General features: G+C 72.3%; 15 protein-coding genes. 4 read left to right on the top strand and 11 right to left on the bottom strand.

Translation table 11 applies throughout. The annotated features are described in order from the left end of the window. Positions 1-19: 19 nt before the first annotated feature. Together ACQCO7_RS01115 and ACQCO7_RS01120 are read right to left on the bottom strand one after the other, a co-directional pair. Positions 20-871, bottom strand: coding sequence for an alpha/beta fold hydrolase (locus ACQCO7_RS01115; RefSeq protein WP_464069953.1), 852 nt, complete (start codon positions 869-871; stop codon positions 20-22). A 48-nt stretch (positions 872-919) separates the two neighbouring features. After that, positions 920-1,738, bottom strand: coding sequence for an oxidoreductase (locus tag ACQCO7_RS01120; RefSeq protein WP_464069954.1), 819 nt, complete (start codon positions 1,736-1,738; stop codon positions 920-922). 167 nt (positions 1,739-1,905) lie between these two features. Between ACQCO7_RS01120 and ACQCO7_RS01125 the strand changes: the two genes are divergently transcribed. Together ACQCO7_RS01125 and ACQCO7_RS01130 are read left to right on the top strand one after the other, a co-directional pair. Continuing rightward, positions 1,906-2,469, top strand: a complete 564-nt coding sequence (locus ACQCO7_RS01125) for a TetR/AcrR family transcriptional regulator (protein ID WP_464069955.1) — start codon at positions 1,906-1,908, stop codon at positions 2,467-2,469. 68 nt (positions 2,470-2,537) lie between these two features. Beyond that, positions 2,538-3,374 (top strand): ATP-grasp domain-containing protein, encoded by an 837-nt coding sequence (locus ACQCO7_RS01130; protein ID WP_464069956.1) that lies wholly within the window; start codon positions 2,538-2,540, stop codon positions 3,372-3,374. A 33-nt stretch (positions 3,375-3,407) separates the two neighbouring features. Here the strand turns inward: ACQCO7_RS01130 and ACQCO7_RS01135 are convergent, their stop codons facing one another. The 5 genes from ACQCO7_RS01135 to ACQCO7_RS01155 all read right to left on the bottom strand — a co-directional run bounded on the left by ACQCO7_RS01135 (position 3,408) and on the right by ACQCO7_RS01155 (position 9,809). Further along, positions 3,408-4,073: a DUF5825 family protein gene (locus ACQCO7_RS01135; RefSeq protein ID WP_464069957.1), complete on the bottom strand. Its 666-nt coding sequence runs from the start codon at positions 4,071-4,073 to the stop codon at positions 3,408-3,410. A 43-nt stretch (positions 4,074-4,116) separates the two neighbouring features. After that, positions 4,117-6,018 (bottom strand): RiPP maturation radical SAM C-methyltransferase, encoded by a 1,902-nt coding sequence (locus ACQCO7_RS01140; RefSeq protein WP_464069958.1) that lies wholly within the window; start codon positions 6,016-6,018, stop codon positions 4,117-4,119. A 262-nt stretch (positions 6,019-6,280) separates the two neighbouring features. Beyond that, the gene (locus ACQCO7_RS01145) at positions 6,281-8,056 is read right to left on the bottom strand and encodes an alpha/beta hydrolase family protein (protein ID WP_464069959.1); all 1,776 of its coding nucleotides are present in this window, start codon (positions 8,054-8,056) and stop codon (positions 6,281-6,283) included. Further along, the gene (locus tag ACQCO7_RS01150; protein ID WP_464069960.1) at positions 8,053-9,330 is read right to left on the bottom strand and encodes an MFS transporter; all 1,278 of its coding nucleotides are present in this window, start codon (positions 9,328-9,330) and stop codon (positions 8,053-8,055) included. The genes ACQCO7_RS01145 and ACQCO7_RS01150 overlap by 4 nt, the downstream gene beginning before the upstream one ends. Positions 9,331-9,632: 302 nt before the next feature. Continuing rightward, positions 9,633-9,809 (bottom strand): hypothetical protein, encoded by a 177-nt coding sequence (locus ACQCO7_RS01155; protein ID WP_464069961.1) that lies wholly within the window; start codon positions 9,807-9,809, stop codon positions 9,633-9,635. 92 nt (positions 9,810-9,901) lie between these two features. On the opposite strand from ACQCO7_RS01155, the gene ACQCO7_RS01160 reads away from it, so the two are divergent. Both ACQCO7_RS01160 and ACQCO7_RS01165 read left to right on the top strand, forming a co-directional pair. Then, positions 9,902-10,366, top strand: a complete 465-nt coding sequence (locus ACQCO7_RS01160) for an RNA polymerase sigma factor (protein WP_464069962.1) — start codon at positions 9,902-9,904, stop codon at positions 10,364-10,366. Continuing rightward, entirely contained in the window at positions 10,363-10,848 is a 486-nt protein-coding gene (locus ACQCO7_RS01165; protein WP_464069963.1) for a transmembrane transport protein, read from the top strand. The genes ACQCO7_RS01160 and ACQCO7_RS01165 overlap by 4 nt, the downstream gene beginning before the upstream one ends. Positions 10,849-11,026: 178 nt before the next feature. On the opposite strand, the gene ACQCO7_RS01170 is transcribed toward ACQCO7_RS01165, so the two are convergent. Genes ACQCO7_RS01170 through ACQCO7_RS01185 form a run of 4 tightly spaced genes read right to left on the bottom strand, consistent with a single transcriptional unit; the run spans position 11,027 to position 15,241 of the window. After that, entirely contained in the window at positions 11,027-12,130 is a 1,104-nt protein-coding gene (locus ACQCO7_RS01170) for an MSMEG_0565 family glycosyltransferase (protein ID WP_464069964.1), read from the bottom strand. Further along, a complete protein-coding gene (locus tag ACQCO7_RS01175) occupies positions 12,127-12,963 on the bottom strand; it encodes a carbon-nitrogen hydrolase family protein (RefSeq protein ID WP_464069965.1) in 837 nt (278 codons plus the stop codon). Before ACQCO7_RS01175 ends, ACQCO7_RS01170 begins: the two co-directional genes overlap by 4 nt. Next, positions 12,960-13,811, bottom strand: coding sequence for a carbon-nitrogen hydrolase family protein (locus ACQCO7_RS01180; RefSeq protein ID WP_464069966.1), 852 nt, complete (start codon positions 13,809-13,811; stop codon positions 12,960-12,962). Before ACQCO7_RS01180 ends, ACQCO7_RS01175 begins: the two co-directional genes overlap by 4 nt. Then, a complete protein-coding gene (locus ACQCO7_RS01185; protein WP_464069967.1) occupies positions 13,808-15,241 on the bottom strand; it encodes an MSMEG_0567/sll0787 family protein in 1,434 nt (477 codons plus the stop codon). Before ACQCO7_RS01185 ends, ACQCO7_RS01180 begins: the two co-directional genes overlap by 4 nt. Position 15,242 lies beyond the last annotated feature (1 nt).

The raw sequence follows: 15,242 nt of genomic DNA on the forward strand, positions 1-15,242 counted from the left end.
GCCGGGCTTCGTTCAGTGGTCAGCCGGCGAGGAAGGCCGTCACCTGGGCGGCGAAGTCCTCGGCGTGCTGGAAGAGGAAGGCGTGTCCGGCGTCGCTGTAGGCGACGAGGGTGGCGTGGGGCAGGTGCCGTACGGCGGTGTAGGAGGCCAGAGGGGTGATCATCACGTCCCGCATCCCGGTCGCGTACAGGACGGGCTGGTGGATGCTCGCCAGGTCCGCGCGCACCTGCTCGAAGGGGATCGCCCCGTCCTTCGCGATCGCGGTGAACTGGCCCGTGGCCGCCGCCTCGGACACCTCGGGGAGCCCGGTGGCCAGCCGTGTGGCCACCCTGGCGAGGTGGGCGTGACCGGCGGTGCGTCCGGTGTCCGTCTCCGGGAAGAACAGGAACACCAGGTCGTCCCCCGTGACCTCGGGTCTGGTCATGGTGGCCCGCACCTTCGGGTCGGGCTCGGGTGCGCCGGGCACCGTGCCGCCGGGGTTGGCGGCTGCCACGACCAGCCTGCGCACGAGGTCGGGCCGGGTGCGGGCGATGTGCTGGGCGACGGTGCCGCCCAACGTCCAGCCGAGCAGGTCGACTTGGGCGAGGCCGAGCGCCTCGACGAACTCGACGGCGCCGTCGGCCATCCCTTCGACCGAGTCGCGCGGGGTGCCGGTGGTGTAGCCGGTGCCGACGTTGTCGAACACGATCACGTCGCGCTCGGCGGCCAGGTGGTCCAGGAGTTCCGGGTCCCACCAGTCGAGGGTTCCCCGGACCCGGTTCAGAAGGACCAGCGGGGTGTCGCCGGCCGGGCCGAGGCGCCGGTAGGTGAAGGTCGCGGAGGGACCGTCGACGGTGAGGTCCTCGGCGGCGTCCGCCAGATAGGTGCTCATGGAGAGCTTCGCTTTCCTGTCGTTGTTGTCGGGGGCGGGGGCCGAACGTCAGGCGGCGGGCAGGCGGTTGAGCTTGCGCAGCTGCTGGTCGAACATGCGGGAGGGGACCAAGCGGCGCATGGTGCGGACGCGTCCGGTGATGGCGCCGGCGGTGTAGCGCAGCCTGGGCCTGGCGTCGGTCGCCGCCGCGAGGATCTCCTTGGCGACGACGGCGGGGTCGTCGCCGTCCTTGACGGCCTGGGCCATGTACTCCTCGAAGACGTGCCGCTGGCGGGCGTAGACGTCCAGGGGCTGGTCGGGGCGGACGCTGGCGGCATCGAACGCGGTGCTGGTCCAGGCGGGTTCGACCAGCAGGACCCGTACGCCGTACTCGCGGACCTCGTGGTCGACGGACTCGGAGTAGCCCTCGACGGCGTGCTTCGAAGCGGCGTAGACGGCCATGTAGGGCTGCGGCATGAACCCGACGATGGACGAGATGTTGATGACGCGTCCGCCGCGCTGGGCGCGCATGTGGGGCAGGACGGCGTTCGTCATCCGGATGACGCCGAGGACGTTGATGTCGAACAGGCCCTGCGCCTGCCCGGCGGAGCTCTCCTCGGCGGCGCCCGCCGCGCCGATGCCCGCGTTGTTGACCAGGACGTCGATGCGCCCGAACCGGTCGATCACCTCGCCGACCGCGGCGGTCACCGACGCGTCGCTGGTGACGTCGAGGCCGAGGAAGGTCACGCCCTTGAGCGGGGTGACGCGCGCGGTGTCGCGGCTGGTGCCGATCACCTCGTGACCTGCCTCGGCCAGCGCGAGGGCTGCTGCCCTTCCGATGCCGGAGGACGCGCCTGTCACGAGGGCTACGGGCCGTGTTGTCGTCATCTTGGACTCCTGGTTCCGGGACCGGGGGCGACCCCCGATCGGTTTCATCAACGTATCAGTTAATCCAAAAGAAGCAACATCGATGCATCAATTAAGGGGAAACTCGTAGCGTTCACGTATCATCTACAGAGGGACAAGCGCGTGAGCCGACGAGACAGGAGACCGACATGGGCCGAGCACTGCGGGCAGATGCCGAGCGCAGTGTGCGCGCGATTCTGGAGGCGGCCGAGCACGTCCTCGCCCAGGACGCGGGCGCTTCGATGGAGCAGATCGCCGAGGCCGCGGGGCTGACCAGGATCACGGTGCACCGGCGGTTCGCGAACAGGCAGGCACTCCTGGAGGCGCTCGCCGTATCCGCGAAACAGCAGCTCATCGACGCCATCGAGGAGGCCCGGCCGGACGCGGCGCCCGCCCTCGTCGCCCTGCACCGGGTGACCGCGAACGTGCTGCGGGTCAAGAGCACCTGGCGCTTCACGCTCAGCCACGCCACGGCTCACACCGAAACCGCCGCCGCCCTCTGGGAAGAGATCGACACCCACACCGTCTCTCTCCTGACCCGGGCGCAGCACGAGGGGCTGCTGGCCCCGGGCGCCGACCTGGAGTGGACGCGGCAGGTGTACTACGCCCTCCTCAGCGAGGCCATCGACAGGCCCGGCGCGGAGCAGGACCCGGACGCACTGGCCACACTCGTCATCGACACCCTCCTGCACGGCGCCGGACCGCACGACTGAGCGAGTTCCGCGCCAGGCCGTGTTCCGCGAGGTAGGCAGGTTCGAAGCACCGTCCGAGGAGATGCATGATGCCCGAGCGCCGCAGCGTTCTGTACGTGACCGACCTCGCCTACCAGGCCCGGGGGCGACGCTACTGCGACGAGGACATCTTCCTGGCCTCCCGGCTGCGTGACGGCTTCGACATCGCCCTGTGCCACCCGCTGGACGCCGCCGCGCTGATGGACGCCTTCGACGCGGTCGTGGTCCGCAACAGCGGGCCCGTGCTGCACTACCAGAAGGAGTACGACGCCTTCCGGGAGCAGGCCGTGGCCCGTGGCGTCCGGGTCTACAACCCGCTGTCCGGCCGGGGCGACATGGCCGGCAAGCAGTACCTGCTGGACCTGACCGCCGCCGGACACCCGGTCATCCCCACCGTCGACCGGCCCGAGGACCTGCACCTGCTGCCCGAGGCCGGCCAGTACGCGGTCAAGCCGAAAGCGGGCGCGGACTCCATCGGCCTGGCCTTCGTGCCCCGAAAGCAGCTGAGCGACCTGGCCTACGGCGACGTCCTGGTCCAGCCGCGTATCGACTTCCGCTACGAGGTGTCCTTCTACTACGTCGACGACGCCTTCCAGTACGCCCTTCATGCCCCCGATCCCGAGCAGCGCTGGGTTCTTGAGCCCTACGAGCCCACCGACGCCGACCTGGCCTTCGCCCGGCGCTTCATCGACTGGAACACCCTCGGCCACGGCATCCAGCGCGTGGACGCCTGCCGCACCCGGGAAGGCGAGCTGCTCCTCGTGGAGCTGGAGGACCTCAACCCGTACCTGTCCCTGGACCTGGTCCCCGACCGGACCCGTGACGCGTTCGTGGAGAGCATGGCGGCATCCCTCCACCGGTTCCTGGACGCTCGGCCCCGCGCCTGAGGCGGCGTACGAGCGCAGGCCCCCGTCGAACCGCTAGAGCACCCTCGGAGCCTGCGACCACCGCCGCACGCGGTACGGCATCCACCAGACGAACTCCCCGATTCTCGCGGCCAGTTCCTCCTGGAGGAAGTCGTCCAGGACCGGGCCGGGTACGCGGGACGCGGGAGCCCCGTCGGTGAGCAGGCCGATCGCCGCCCGGTACTCGGGCTCGTCGATGGTGAACCGGCGCAGTTCACCGTGGCGTCGGTCGCGGACCTGGACGAATCCGGGTCCCTGCCGGTAGACGCACTTGCAGATGTAGTAGCTGTCGCGCCAGTGCCGGAGCGCCCCCTCCTGGTCCGGCACGCCCAGGATCGAGGTCGGCGGGTGGAGGTGGCTCAGTGGGATCCAGGTGTCGGGACCGGGTCCGGGGCGCACCTGCCAGTCGACCGCGATTGCCAGGCTGGTGAGGTCTCCGACGAAGCTCAGCGCGCGTACGGTCCAGGCGGCGTCGGTCTCGTCGGTGAGGTCCACGAGGCGGGGCAGGGCGACGCGGCGGGCCCCGGCCTCGAAGAGCCGCCGGGCCGCGTCGCCTCCCGGGCCGTCGATGTGCTGAGGGTCCAGGCGCATGCCCGGGAGTTCGTTCACGGTCTCGTCGTGGTCTCGCCAGGCCGTCACCGTGAACGCGTGGGGCCGGGTGGGAGCGGGCAGCGCGGTCATCGTCTTCTCTCCTGTCTCCTGCTTCGGCTGCTGCGGAGGGGGCTCAGGCGGGTGCCGGCACCGGCTCCTGGACGGTGGGCCGGCGCAGGGGATGCATCCTCAGCAGTTCCTCGTTGACCGCGGGCACCGCCACCTGCACGACGTGGCCGCCGTTCTCGAAGGTCAGCCCCAGCTCCCGCCAGCGCCGGAGGATCTCGCCCAGCTCGCGGTCACCGGCCGCGTCGCCGTGCTCCGTACGGAGTTTGCGTACGGCTGCGGCCACGGAGTGGGGCTGGTCGAGCAGGCGGAAGAGGGAGACCTCGACGGGTTCGGTCAGTTCCCGCACGTGCCACGCGAAGGCGCGCCGGGTGCTGACGAGGACGATCCGGTCGCCGAGGTCGCAGGAGGTGAGACGGCTGCCGGGGTACGACTGTTTCCACTGCCTGATCGCCGCGTTGAGCCGTCCCACGACGGCCTCGTCGACGCCGCGCGGCGGTACGGCGAACACGTAGGCGAGGTCGAACATCTCGGCTTCCGGCAGGTCGTAGGTGAGGTGGTACGGCTCGGCCGGCCGCAGGTCCGAGAAGCCGAGTGCGGGGTTGTTGAAGTAGGGGCTGAAGCGTTCGATGGCGATCCTGGCGGATTCGTCGACCGGCGGCTGGAGGTGCTCCAGGGCCGGCAGCTGGACCGTCACGTCGTCGTAGTCCTCGGTGGCCTCGCCCGGGAAGCCGTGCAGGTAGTTCCAGACCACCGACAGCCCTACGGCGGCGCCGTCGCGCATCATGCGTACGTTCTGGCAGCCGGTGACGCCCTTGTCCATCAGGCCGAGGACCCTGCTGCTGAGGCTCTCGATGCCCGGCTGGACGTAGATCAGTCCGGCGTCGGCCAGGGTCTGCAACTGGCCTCTGCGCATGTTCGACTTGATCTCGTAGTGCATCCTCAGGTCGAGGCCGCTCTCGATGATCCTCGGCAGGAGCGAGGAGATGTATCCCATGTCGAGGATGTTGTCGACGACGTACATGTCCAGGATCCGGTGCCGGCGGGCGAGTTCGACGATCTCGTCGAGGAACGCGCTCGGGTTCTTGCTCCTGAACTGCATGAACGAGCCGTTCAGACCGCAGAACGTGCAGTGGTGCTTCTCCCCCCACCAGCATCCCCGGGCGCCCTCGACGACGAGTTTCGGTTCGACCCAGGACCGGGCGGCGGAGGCCGAGAGCCGTTCGAAGTAGCCGGTGTAGTCGGGTGACAGGATCGCGTCGGGCGGCAGCGGCACGGTGCTCATGGCGTTCGTCGTGGACCCGCCGTCCGTGTCGCGCCGGCACAGCCCGGGGACGGCGGCGAGGTCCCCGTCCCCCTCCAGGGCCCTGAGCAGGGCGGGGAAGGACGCCTCGCCCTCACCGCGCACGACGTGGTCGACGAACGGGAAGTTGCGGTGCACGGCCTCGCCCTGTTTGCCGTCGCAGTTGGCGCCTCCCATGACGGTCACGATCCGCGGGTCCAGCCTCTTGACGTGCTGGGCGGCGGCCAGTGCGGCGGTGTTCTGCTGGAAGGTGGAGGTGAATCCGACGACATCGGGTTCGAGTGCGGCGACGCGTTCGGCGATGTGCCGGACGAATTCGGGCGCGGCCGTGTGCAGTTCCCTCGTCATCGCCATCCGTTCGCCGGACAGCCGGTCGTGCATGGCCTCGGTGAATTCGGCGACCCGCCACTGCGGGTCGTCGTACAGGGCCGAGGAGAAGACCCAGTCGCCGCAGCCGAGGAAATAGGAGGCGAGGGAGTAGTAACCGTAGTCCCCGAGAGAGAAATCGGTGCGCTCCGTCACCCAGTCCACGAAATCGATGTTGGCGTGCATGATCTCGGCCCGGCCGCCGGGAACGTGTTCGTCGACGCTGCGTTTGAGGATTCCGAGGGCCAGCGACGGGAGATCGATCGGCGCCCAGGGCATGTTCACCAGGAGTACGCGCACGGCTTGCCTCTTTTCATGGGTCGGGATCGTTCGGCCGGGCGGGGGTCGGCTCGCTGTGGATGTCCGGGCCGACCCCCGGTACTGCTACTGCTCCTGGTGCTCCTGCTCGTCGGCATTGCGGAATCGGATCCTTATGCCGACTCCGACCGCACGGTTCTCGTCGGCGTCCTCAAGCGGGTCGTCGTGGAATACGTCCTTCTGCATGGCGCACCCCCTCTCTGTCGATCGGATCGGGCTGGGTCGTGGTGCTGTTCACCCCGGCTCACTGCGGAGCCGGGACGTCTGGGGCCGGTGCGTCGCGGGCTCGGGTGCCCGCCAGACTCCGGCCGAGGAAGCGCAGGGACCGTTCCATGACGGCCACGTGTTCGGCGCCGTCGTAGCCGTCGTGCCCCGAATCCAGCCAGAGCAGGTCGTGGCGGACCGCGCCGGCGCGCAGTGCGGCGAGGTACACCTCGATCTGCTCGGGCGGGCATTTGGCGTCGCCCCGCGCGGCGACGATGAGCAGGGGCGAGCGGACCGCGCCCGCCCAGGTGGTGGGCGACGCGTGGGCGTAGCGCTCGGGGACCTGGTCGGGGGTGCCGCCGAACAGGGCGGTGTCCAGGGCCTGGAGGGCCGGGGTGGAGTGGCGGAAGGACGTCGCGCAGTCGGCCACCGGTTTGACGGCGACCCCGGCGTTCCACAGCCGCGGGTGGGTGCCGAGGGCGAGGAGGACGAGGTAGCCGCCCCAGGAGGTGCCGCACAGGCCGACCGCCCCCGCGCGGCTGACGCCGCGGCGCAGGAGGTCCGCGCGGACCCGTACCAGGTCGGCCACCTGCGTGTGGCCGACGCCTTCCGGGTAGGCGGTGCGCCAGGCCGGGCCGTACCCCGTGGAACCCCGGTAGTTGACCCGGGCCGCGGCGAAACCGGACGCGGTGAGCGACTGGACCATGGGGTCGTAGGCGTCGCGGTCGTGGTCGGCCGGGCCGCCGTGGAGCAGGAACACCAGCGGCCAGGGGCGGGGCCGGTCGGTGGGGAGGGAGAGCAGGGTGTGTACGGGGCCGTCGGGTCCCGGGGTCCACAGGTCCCGGTGCCGGCCGTGGGCGGGGACCCGCCAGTCGTCGCGGCCCGGCATGCGGGTCCCCGACAGCGACAGGGTGCGCGGCGGGGTGACCGCGTCGGTCCAGAGGTAGTGGACGTCTCCGCCGCCGCGCGGGGCGGCGTCGAGAACGCTGCCGGCGGGGACGGGCAGTGCGGTGACGGTGCGCCGCAGCGGGTCGGCGGTGAACAGGCGGCTGCGGCCGTGGCGGTTCTGGCGCAGCAGGATGCGGCCGTCGTCCGGGTACCAGCGTGCCGTGGTCTCGGTGTCGAACGAGCACCAGGGATACAGGCGGACGCCGTGCGACGGCCGCCAGGTGCCGAGGCGGTAGCGGCCGTCCTGCTCCCGCATGACCAGCAGCAGGGGGTCGGCGCAGGCGGGGTGGAAGCCGAGGGCCCAGATGCGGCCGGCGGTTCCTGGGAGGGTGTCGGCCGTGGTGCCGTCGGGGGTGAGGAGGGTGATCGCGTGCGGGGAGTGGGCGGGGCCGGCGAGCGCCAGCAGGTCGCCGTGCGGGGCCAGGTCGCACAGCCGTGCGTGCCGGTCGGTCCGCAGGACGACGGTGTCGGGGCCGCCGCGTCGGCCCAGGTGGACGCGGAGTCCTTCGGGGTCCTCCAGCCCGGCGGCCACCAGGCCCCGGTCGGTCATGGCCAGGCCGCGCGGCCGGCCGGGGGCCGCGTTCGGGAACGCCGGGAGGTGCGGTCCGCCGTCGAAGTCCTGGACCCGCCAGTGTCCGTGGCCCCGGTGGTCCTCGTCGAACCACCACACGGCCGCCTGCGCGTCGATGGTGCACAGCAGGGTGCCGTGCGGGCGGTCGGTCACCTGGCGGTGGACGCCGGTGGCCCGGTCCCAGGCGAAGATCTCGCAGCGGCCGTCGGCGTCGCCCGCGTAGGCCATCCGGTCGGGGTCGGCCGGGCAGACCGCGGGCAGCAGGGGCCGGTACACGCCGTAGTCCCGCCCGGTCACCGTGGGCGTCCCTCGGGTGCGGGCTCGCGTTTCCGCTCCGCGTCCGGCCTGGGGTCGTCGGCGCGCAGGTGGGTGGCGCCGAAGGTCGCGTAGAGCGCCAGCAGGCCGAGGGCGCCCGCGCAGCCGAGCCCCGTCGTCCGGCCGCCGTACGCGGACACCAGGATCCCGGCCGCCAGCGGCGCGCAGGCCGCCAGGCCCTCACCGGCCGTGCCCAGCACGGTGCCGACGCGGGCTTGGAGGGTGTCGGGCACCACGAGGACGGCGCGCGCGTGCAGGACGATGACGACGGACGGCGCGGTCAGCGAGACGGCGCCGAGCAGCAGCCCGTAGCCCCAGGTCGTGGTGGTGAACGCGAGCCCCACGGCGGCCGGCACCATGATCCACGAGGCTGCCGCGACGACCAGCGCGCGGGGCAGCAGCCGCACCAGCCAGGGTGCGCCGAGCGCGCCGACGAGCCCGCCGACGCCGGAGAAGGTGAGGATCAGGCCGATCGACGAGGCACTGGCGCCGCGGCTCTGCGCGCTGAAGACGGCGTGGTAGTAGAGGGCGCCGAGTACGGCGTTGAGTCCCGCGGTCCACAGCAGGACGAAGCGCAGGAATCCGTCGGTCCACACGAAGCGGATGCCCTGGGCCAGCTCGGAGCGGAACGAGGCGCCCGGACCGTCCCGTTCGGGCGACAGTTCGGCGCGTACGGCCCTGACGAGGGCGGCGGAGAGGAGGAAGGAGAGGGCGTCGGCGAGGAACGGCACCCATCTGGCCATCTGGTACAGGACGCCGCCGACGGCGGGGCCGACGATCTGGGTGGCCTGGTCACGTGCCTGGAGGCTGCCGATCGCGCGCGGGTAGTCGGCCGGCGGGACGAGCCTGCGGACCGTGCCGTGGGCGGCGGCCAGGTAGCACGCGCTCGCCGTCTGTTCCACGACGGCGGCGGCCAGCAGGTGGGTGAAGACGATCCTGTCCCCCGCCACCGCGGCGAACACCGTTCCCATGGCGGCGGCTGCCACGAGTGAGGAACCGATCATCATGGGTTTGCGGGGCCATCTGTCCGCGAGTACCCCCGCGAACGGGGAGACGGCCAGTCCGCTCGCCGTCGCCGTGGTGGCGAGTAATCCCACGAGGCTCGACGGATAGCCTGCCCCTAATAATGTCAGGGGGAGAACCAGGACAGATGCGTGCGTGCCCAGGCCGTCTATCGCACCGGCCGTCCAGAGTAATCGAAAATCCCGCACCCGAGAAAAAGCGGGAAGCTGATCTAATTCACCCCGCGTGGTCATAGCGGCCCCTCCCGCTTCACTCTCCGACCGCGTGCGGAATAATTCGACGCCGTTCGCGATGGAGCGGGCTCAGCGTAGCGAGGCTCCCGGGCTTCCGCAATACTGCGCGTTACGTGGATTCTCGATCTCTGCACGATCGGCGGGCACCGGGTGTGAGCTGCGAGTTCGTCGTCCCATAGATATCGTGGCGACCTGGCCTGCTCTTGATCCGCCATAAAAGAATCTTCGCGGAAATTCCGGAGCGCTATGGAGGGGACGGTTACCGGAATTAAACCCTTCGCAAAATTCCGCCTCGCGGCGGGTCAAAGAGCGGCCTCGGCGGGCCGCGTCGACGTCGCTGTCAGGAGAGCGAAGGCGGCGGCGAACAGGACGGCGGCGCCCGGCAGCACCCGCACGCCGTGCCGGCGCCAGAGCACCGCACAGGTCGCGAACGAGGCCACGGCCACCAGCGCCGTTCCGGCCGCGTGCTCGTGTCCCATTGCCGACGAGTCCGGCTCCGCCCACGAGAGCGGCAACAGCCCCTGTGAACCTTTCCGCCCTGGGCGCCGACTCTCTTGGTGACGCGTGACGCGTGGCGTGGGACAGGGAGGTGCGGTGGACGAGGACAGGCGCAGGGTCCGGGTACCTGGCGGACGATCTCGTCCAGGAGGCGTGGGTCGCCGTGGTGCGCGGGCTGCCGCGCCTGCGGCGGCCGGAGCGGTTCGCGCCGTGGCTGTTCACCATCGTCCGGCGCACCGTGGCCGACCACCTCCGGCAGGCGTACCCGGCTCTGGGCACCTCGGCGGTGGAGAACGGCGCGACCGCCGACGGCGGCGACCCGTTCGCCGCCGTCCTGACCACGCTGGAGATCGAGGCCGGCCTCGGTGGTCTGCCGCCGCTGGAGCGGGAGGTGCTGGTCCTGTTCCCCTTGCAGGACCTGTCTCTGGCCTCGTGCGCGGAGGTACTGGGCGTACCGCCCGGCACGGTCAAGAGCAGGCTGCACCGCGTGCGTCGCTTGCTGCGGGACGTCCTGACCGAGAGGGGTTACAAGGCATGAGCGGGCGGAATCACGGAGTGCCCGAGGAACTGGAGCGCGTGCTGGCGGCGGAGTTCTCGTTGCGCTCCCGGATGCGGTACGTGGCCGTCGGGCTGGCGGGAGGGTGCGCGGCGGCGCTGATCGCAGTGCTGTGGGCGACCGAGCCGGACCCGCTGCCCGCGCGCACGCAGGCCGCCTTCACGGTGCTGATCGCCATCGGGGTGGCCTGGGCCGCCTTCTCCGGCTGGGTCCTGTCCCGGCGCAGGCCGCTGTTCGCCCGGGACCGGGTGCTGGGCGCCCGGCTCGCGCTGGTGGCAACCATGACCACCGGCGTCGCCGGGACGGCCCTGGCCGCGGTACGCGGTACGACGGCCGAGGCGCTGGCGGTCGCGTCGGCCGGCACCGCACTCGCCGCCGCCGCGGGACTGCTCCTGACGCGGGCACACTCCCGGCGCCGGGAACTGTTGCGACTACGCGAGTCCCTGCGGGAGGAACCCTCGTAAGACACCGCCACGAAGCGCCCTTCCGGCTCCGGACAGAGACCGTCCGTGACCCTCCGGGCGATCGAGCAAGACCTCGTACGAGCCGATCCCGTCCGTCAACGCAGGATGGTGCGCTACGGCCACGAATGCCTGTTCCGGTTCGGCGTCGGGCTTTGCGGCCACAAGGTCGCCGACGGCCTCACCCAGCGGCTTCGCCCGGACCCCGGCCGGGCAGGGACCGGTAGAACGCCAGGTGCCGACGCGCCGCCGCGTCCCAGGTGTGCCCGGCGGCAAGCTCGCGTCCGGCGTCCCGTCGGGCCGGGTCCGCGACGGACAGGGCGTCCCCGAGTCCGGCGGCCAGCGTGTGCGGGTCGTCGGCGAAGCGCGCGGCGGGTCCGAACACCTCCCGCAGCACGGGCAGGTCCCGCACGACCAGCGGTACGCCGGCCGCCAGCGCCTCCATCGCGGCCAGGCCGAAGCCCTCCTTCAGGGACGGGAAGGCGAAGGCCGCCGCCGCGCCCACCAGGGCCGGCAGTTCGTCGTCGGCCACCGGCCCGAGCACGACCGGCTCGACCCCGAGTTCACCGGCTCGCGCCTCCCAGCGGGCCCGGTAGTCCCGGTAGTCGAAGAGTGTCTCGCCGCCGGCGATCACCAGCCGCACGTCCGGGTGTCCGGTGCGCAGCAGGGCGTAGGCATCCAGCAGGTCGAGGGAGCCCTTGCGGGGTTCGATGCCGCCGACGGCCAGGACGTAGCGGCCGAGGCGTGAGCGCCACGCTTCCCGCGCCGCCGGATCGGTGGCGGCGAACCGTTCGTACGCCACCCCGTTGGGGATGACCTCCGCCGTCAGACCCCAGCCGTCCTTCAGCTCCCGCGCCACCGCCCCTGAGACACAGATGTGTGCGTACGGCTCGACGATCGCCTTCTCGTGGCAGGCGGCGAGTTCGGGGGTGGTGAAGTGGTCGAGGTGGTGGACGGTCCGCACGCAGCGGCCGACGGCGTTGGCGCTGATGCAGTCCTGGGCGTGGACGATGTCGTAGGGGCCCGGTTCGAAGGCGGCGCGGAGGGTGTCGATGGAGCGCAGGACGCGCGCACCGACGCTCTCGCCGGGCGGGCCGTCCGGGAACGGTACGACGCACACGCGTACGGCGGGGTCGACGCGGCGGTAGAAGCCCTCGTCGCCGCCCCGGCCCAGGGTCCACACGGTGACGTCCTCGCCCAGCGCGGCGAGGGCCTCCGCGAGGGCGAGGGTGTGGACGACTCCGCCGCGCGGTCTGGTGGAGTAGCTGAGCAGGGCGATCTTCACGACGGGGTCTCCCGGTAGGCGGTCGGTCTGCGTTCGTCGAGGTGGCGCAGGACGCGGCGGGCCCGGTCGATCTCCTCGGCGACGTCGACCTCGGCCACCGCGAGTCCCGCCTTGGCCCAGGTGCGGGCGAGGATGTCGCCGCCGGGGCCGACGACCTTGGCCTGGCCGAGGAAGCGCATGCCGCCCATGGCGCCGGTCTGGTTGGAGGAGGCGAGGACGACCTGGTTCTCGGCGGCGCGCGCCTGGTCGTAGAGGTCGAACAGCTTGGCCTGGCGGTCCTGGGCCATGCGCGGTGCGCGGTTGGTGATGCTGGTCGGCCAGGCGGACAGGCAGGCGAGGATCTCCGCGCCGTCCAGCGCCAGCGAACGGGCCGACTCGGGGAAGGTCTTGTCGTAGTCGATGAGCATGCCGAGCCGGCCGGCCGGGGTGTCGAAGGCGTCGAAGCGGTCGCCGGGCGTGTAGGCGGCGGTCTCCCCCGCCGGGAGATGCACCTTGCGGTGGCGGCCGAGGACACCGTCGCCGGACACACAGACGGCGGCGTTGTAGCGGTCGGTGCCGTCGTCCTCGCAGTAGCCGACGCACACCACCATCTCCGCCGCGAGCCGGGCGACCCGGAGGATCAGCGGGTCGTCCGGCTTGAGCGCGGGCGGCAGCGCCCCGGGGTCGGGGTGGCGCAGGTCGGCGAGGTAGCCGCCGAGCGCGGCGTCCGGGAGGACGAGGAGCCCGGCGCCGGAGGCGCGGGCGTCGTCGATGAGCTTGGCGATCCTCGCCAGGTCGAACTCCAGGTCGCGGCCGAAGTGGGCGGCTGCTGCCGCGATCCGGACGGTGCTCATACGGTGACTGCTCCTGCGGGTGTGTAGGCGTCCGGGCGCCGGTCGCGCAGGTGCCCCATGGACCGGCGGGCGGTCTCAAGGGCCTGCGTGACGTCGATGTCGGCGACGGCGATACCGGCCGCCACCCCCGTTTCGGCGAGGATCTCGCCGCCGGGGTCGACGACCTTGGCGCTGCCGACGAAGCGTAGCGACCCGAAGGTCCCCGCCTGGTTGGCGGACAGCCACACGATCTGGTTCTCCAGGGCGCGGGCCCGGTCGAAGAGGTCGAAGCGGCGCTTCCAGCGGTCCTGCGCCAGGTCGGCGACGGCGTTCGTGCGGGCGCCCGGCCAGGCGGAGACGCAGACGCCGATCTCGGCGCCGTCGAGGGCCAGGGAGCGGGCGGACTCCGGGAACGCCTTGTCGTAGCAGATCATCATGCCGATCCGGCCGACGGGGGTGTCGAAGGCGTGGAAGCGGTCGCCGGAGGCGTAGGAGGCGTCCTCGCTCAGGGGCTGGTGGACCTTGCGGTGGTTGCCCAGGACGCCGTCGCCCGTGACGCAGACGACGCTGTTGTAGTGCTGTCCGTCGGGCGCCTCCTCGCAGTAGCCGGCCACGACGGTCATCTCGCCGGCGAGCGCGGCCAGCCGGCGGATCTCGGGCCCGTCGAGGGCGAGCGCGGGCGGGCCCCCGTCGGCTTCGGCACCGTCGTCGAGGCTGAGCAGATAGCCGCCCAGGCACGCCTCGGGCAGCGCCAGCAGCCCTACGCCCTCCTTACGCGCTTCCTCGATCAGCCGTTCGGCGGTCGCGAAGTCCTCTTCCAGGTCGCGGCCGAACTCGGCGGCGACGGCCGCCAGACGCAGGGTGCTCATGCGGGTCCCATCCCGGTCACCGTGGACGTGACCGCTTCGGTGATCTCTCCGTCGGGCCAGCGCAGCCCGACGCCTTCTCCCGTGGTCAGCGCGCCGCACACGGCGCCCGTGGCGGGGCCGGCCGCGAGCGGCGGGCCGCCCGCCGTGCCGGCGGTGAGCATGGCGAACCCGGGGAAGCAGGTCAGCCAGTCGCCCATGGTCGCGGTGCGCGGCCGGGGTACGGCGGCCACGTCCAGCACGGCCCGGCAGCCGCCCGCCTCGGCGAGCATGCCCAGCGTCCCGGCGATGCCCGCCATCGAGACGTCCTTCGCCGCTGCCGGGCGGGCGGCGGCCACCGCGCCGGTCATGGCGCGCAGTTCGTCCGGGCTGCGACGGCTGGTCGAATCCCATTGGCGGCCGGTGTATCCGGGACGCCAGCCGCCACCGAGGTCGGCGGTCAGCCGCACCAGGTGTCCGGGACGGCCGCCGCCTCCGGGAACGGGACGGTCGGTGCGGCCGAGCGCGGTCACCGACAGGGCGGCGGGGACGCCGAGTTGGGTGTGTCCGCCGAGCACCGGGACGCCGTACGCCCGCGCGGCCCGGGTCAGACCGGCGAGGACGCGCCGGGCGTGGGCCGCGTCCTTCGCGCCGACCGCGTCGAGCAGGCCGACCGGCGTGGCGCCCATCGCGGCGAGGTCGTTGACGTTGACCAGGACCGAGCACCAGCCGGCCCACTCCGGGTCGCGTTCGACCATCGACGGCACGATCGCGTCGCACGCGGCGATCACGTCGGTGCCGGGGACGGGCGCGCCGTCGTCGCCGACGAAGCCCTCGGCGCCGGGTGCGAGGGGCGCCAGGAGGGAGCCGAGGGGGGCCTTGGTGGCGGCGACGAGAGCGGCGATCCGGCCGATCGGCCACCGCATCAGGACGTGGGGCGCGGCGGCGACCGTCACGTCCCGCACCCGCTGCCAGCCGAGCCGCCGGAACAGGGTCTCCGCCCGGGCCTGGACGGTCGCGTCGAACCGCAGCACGCCCTCCGACTCCGCCCGGGCGCAGGCCGCCCGGACCAGAGCGGCGCCGATGCCGTGGGCGCTGCGGGCCCGCCGGTCGACGACCAGCCGCCCGCCCTGCCACCAGCCGATGTCGGGGCCGTCGTCGACCGGGCCGAGCCGTACGCCGCCGACGACCGTGCCGTCCTCGGCGGACCTGGCGAGAAGGACGACGGTACGGGGGTCCGCGTCACGGTCGTCGAGGTCGTCGTCCGTGAACAGCCCCTGTTCGTGGACGAACGTCTCCTTGCGCAGTGTCCGGTAGGCGGCCAGTTCGGCCGTGCTGTCGGCCTGCCGGAGGTGGAAGGCCGGGCGGCGGGCGAGGGTGCTGCGGTCGCCGAGCAGCGCGAGGATGTCGGTCTGCTCGCCCACCGGGGGCGCGGCCACGTCGTCGAGGTACACG

The sequence above is a fragment of the Streptomyces saintjeani genome, from assembly GCF_055409605.1.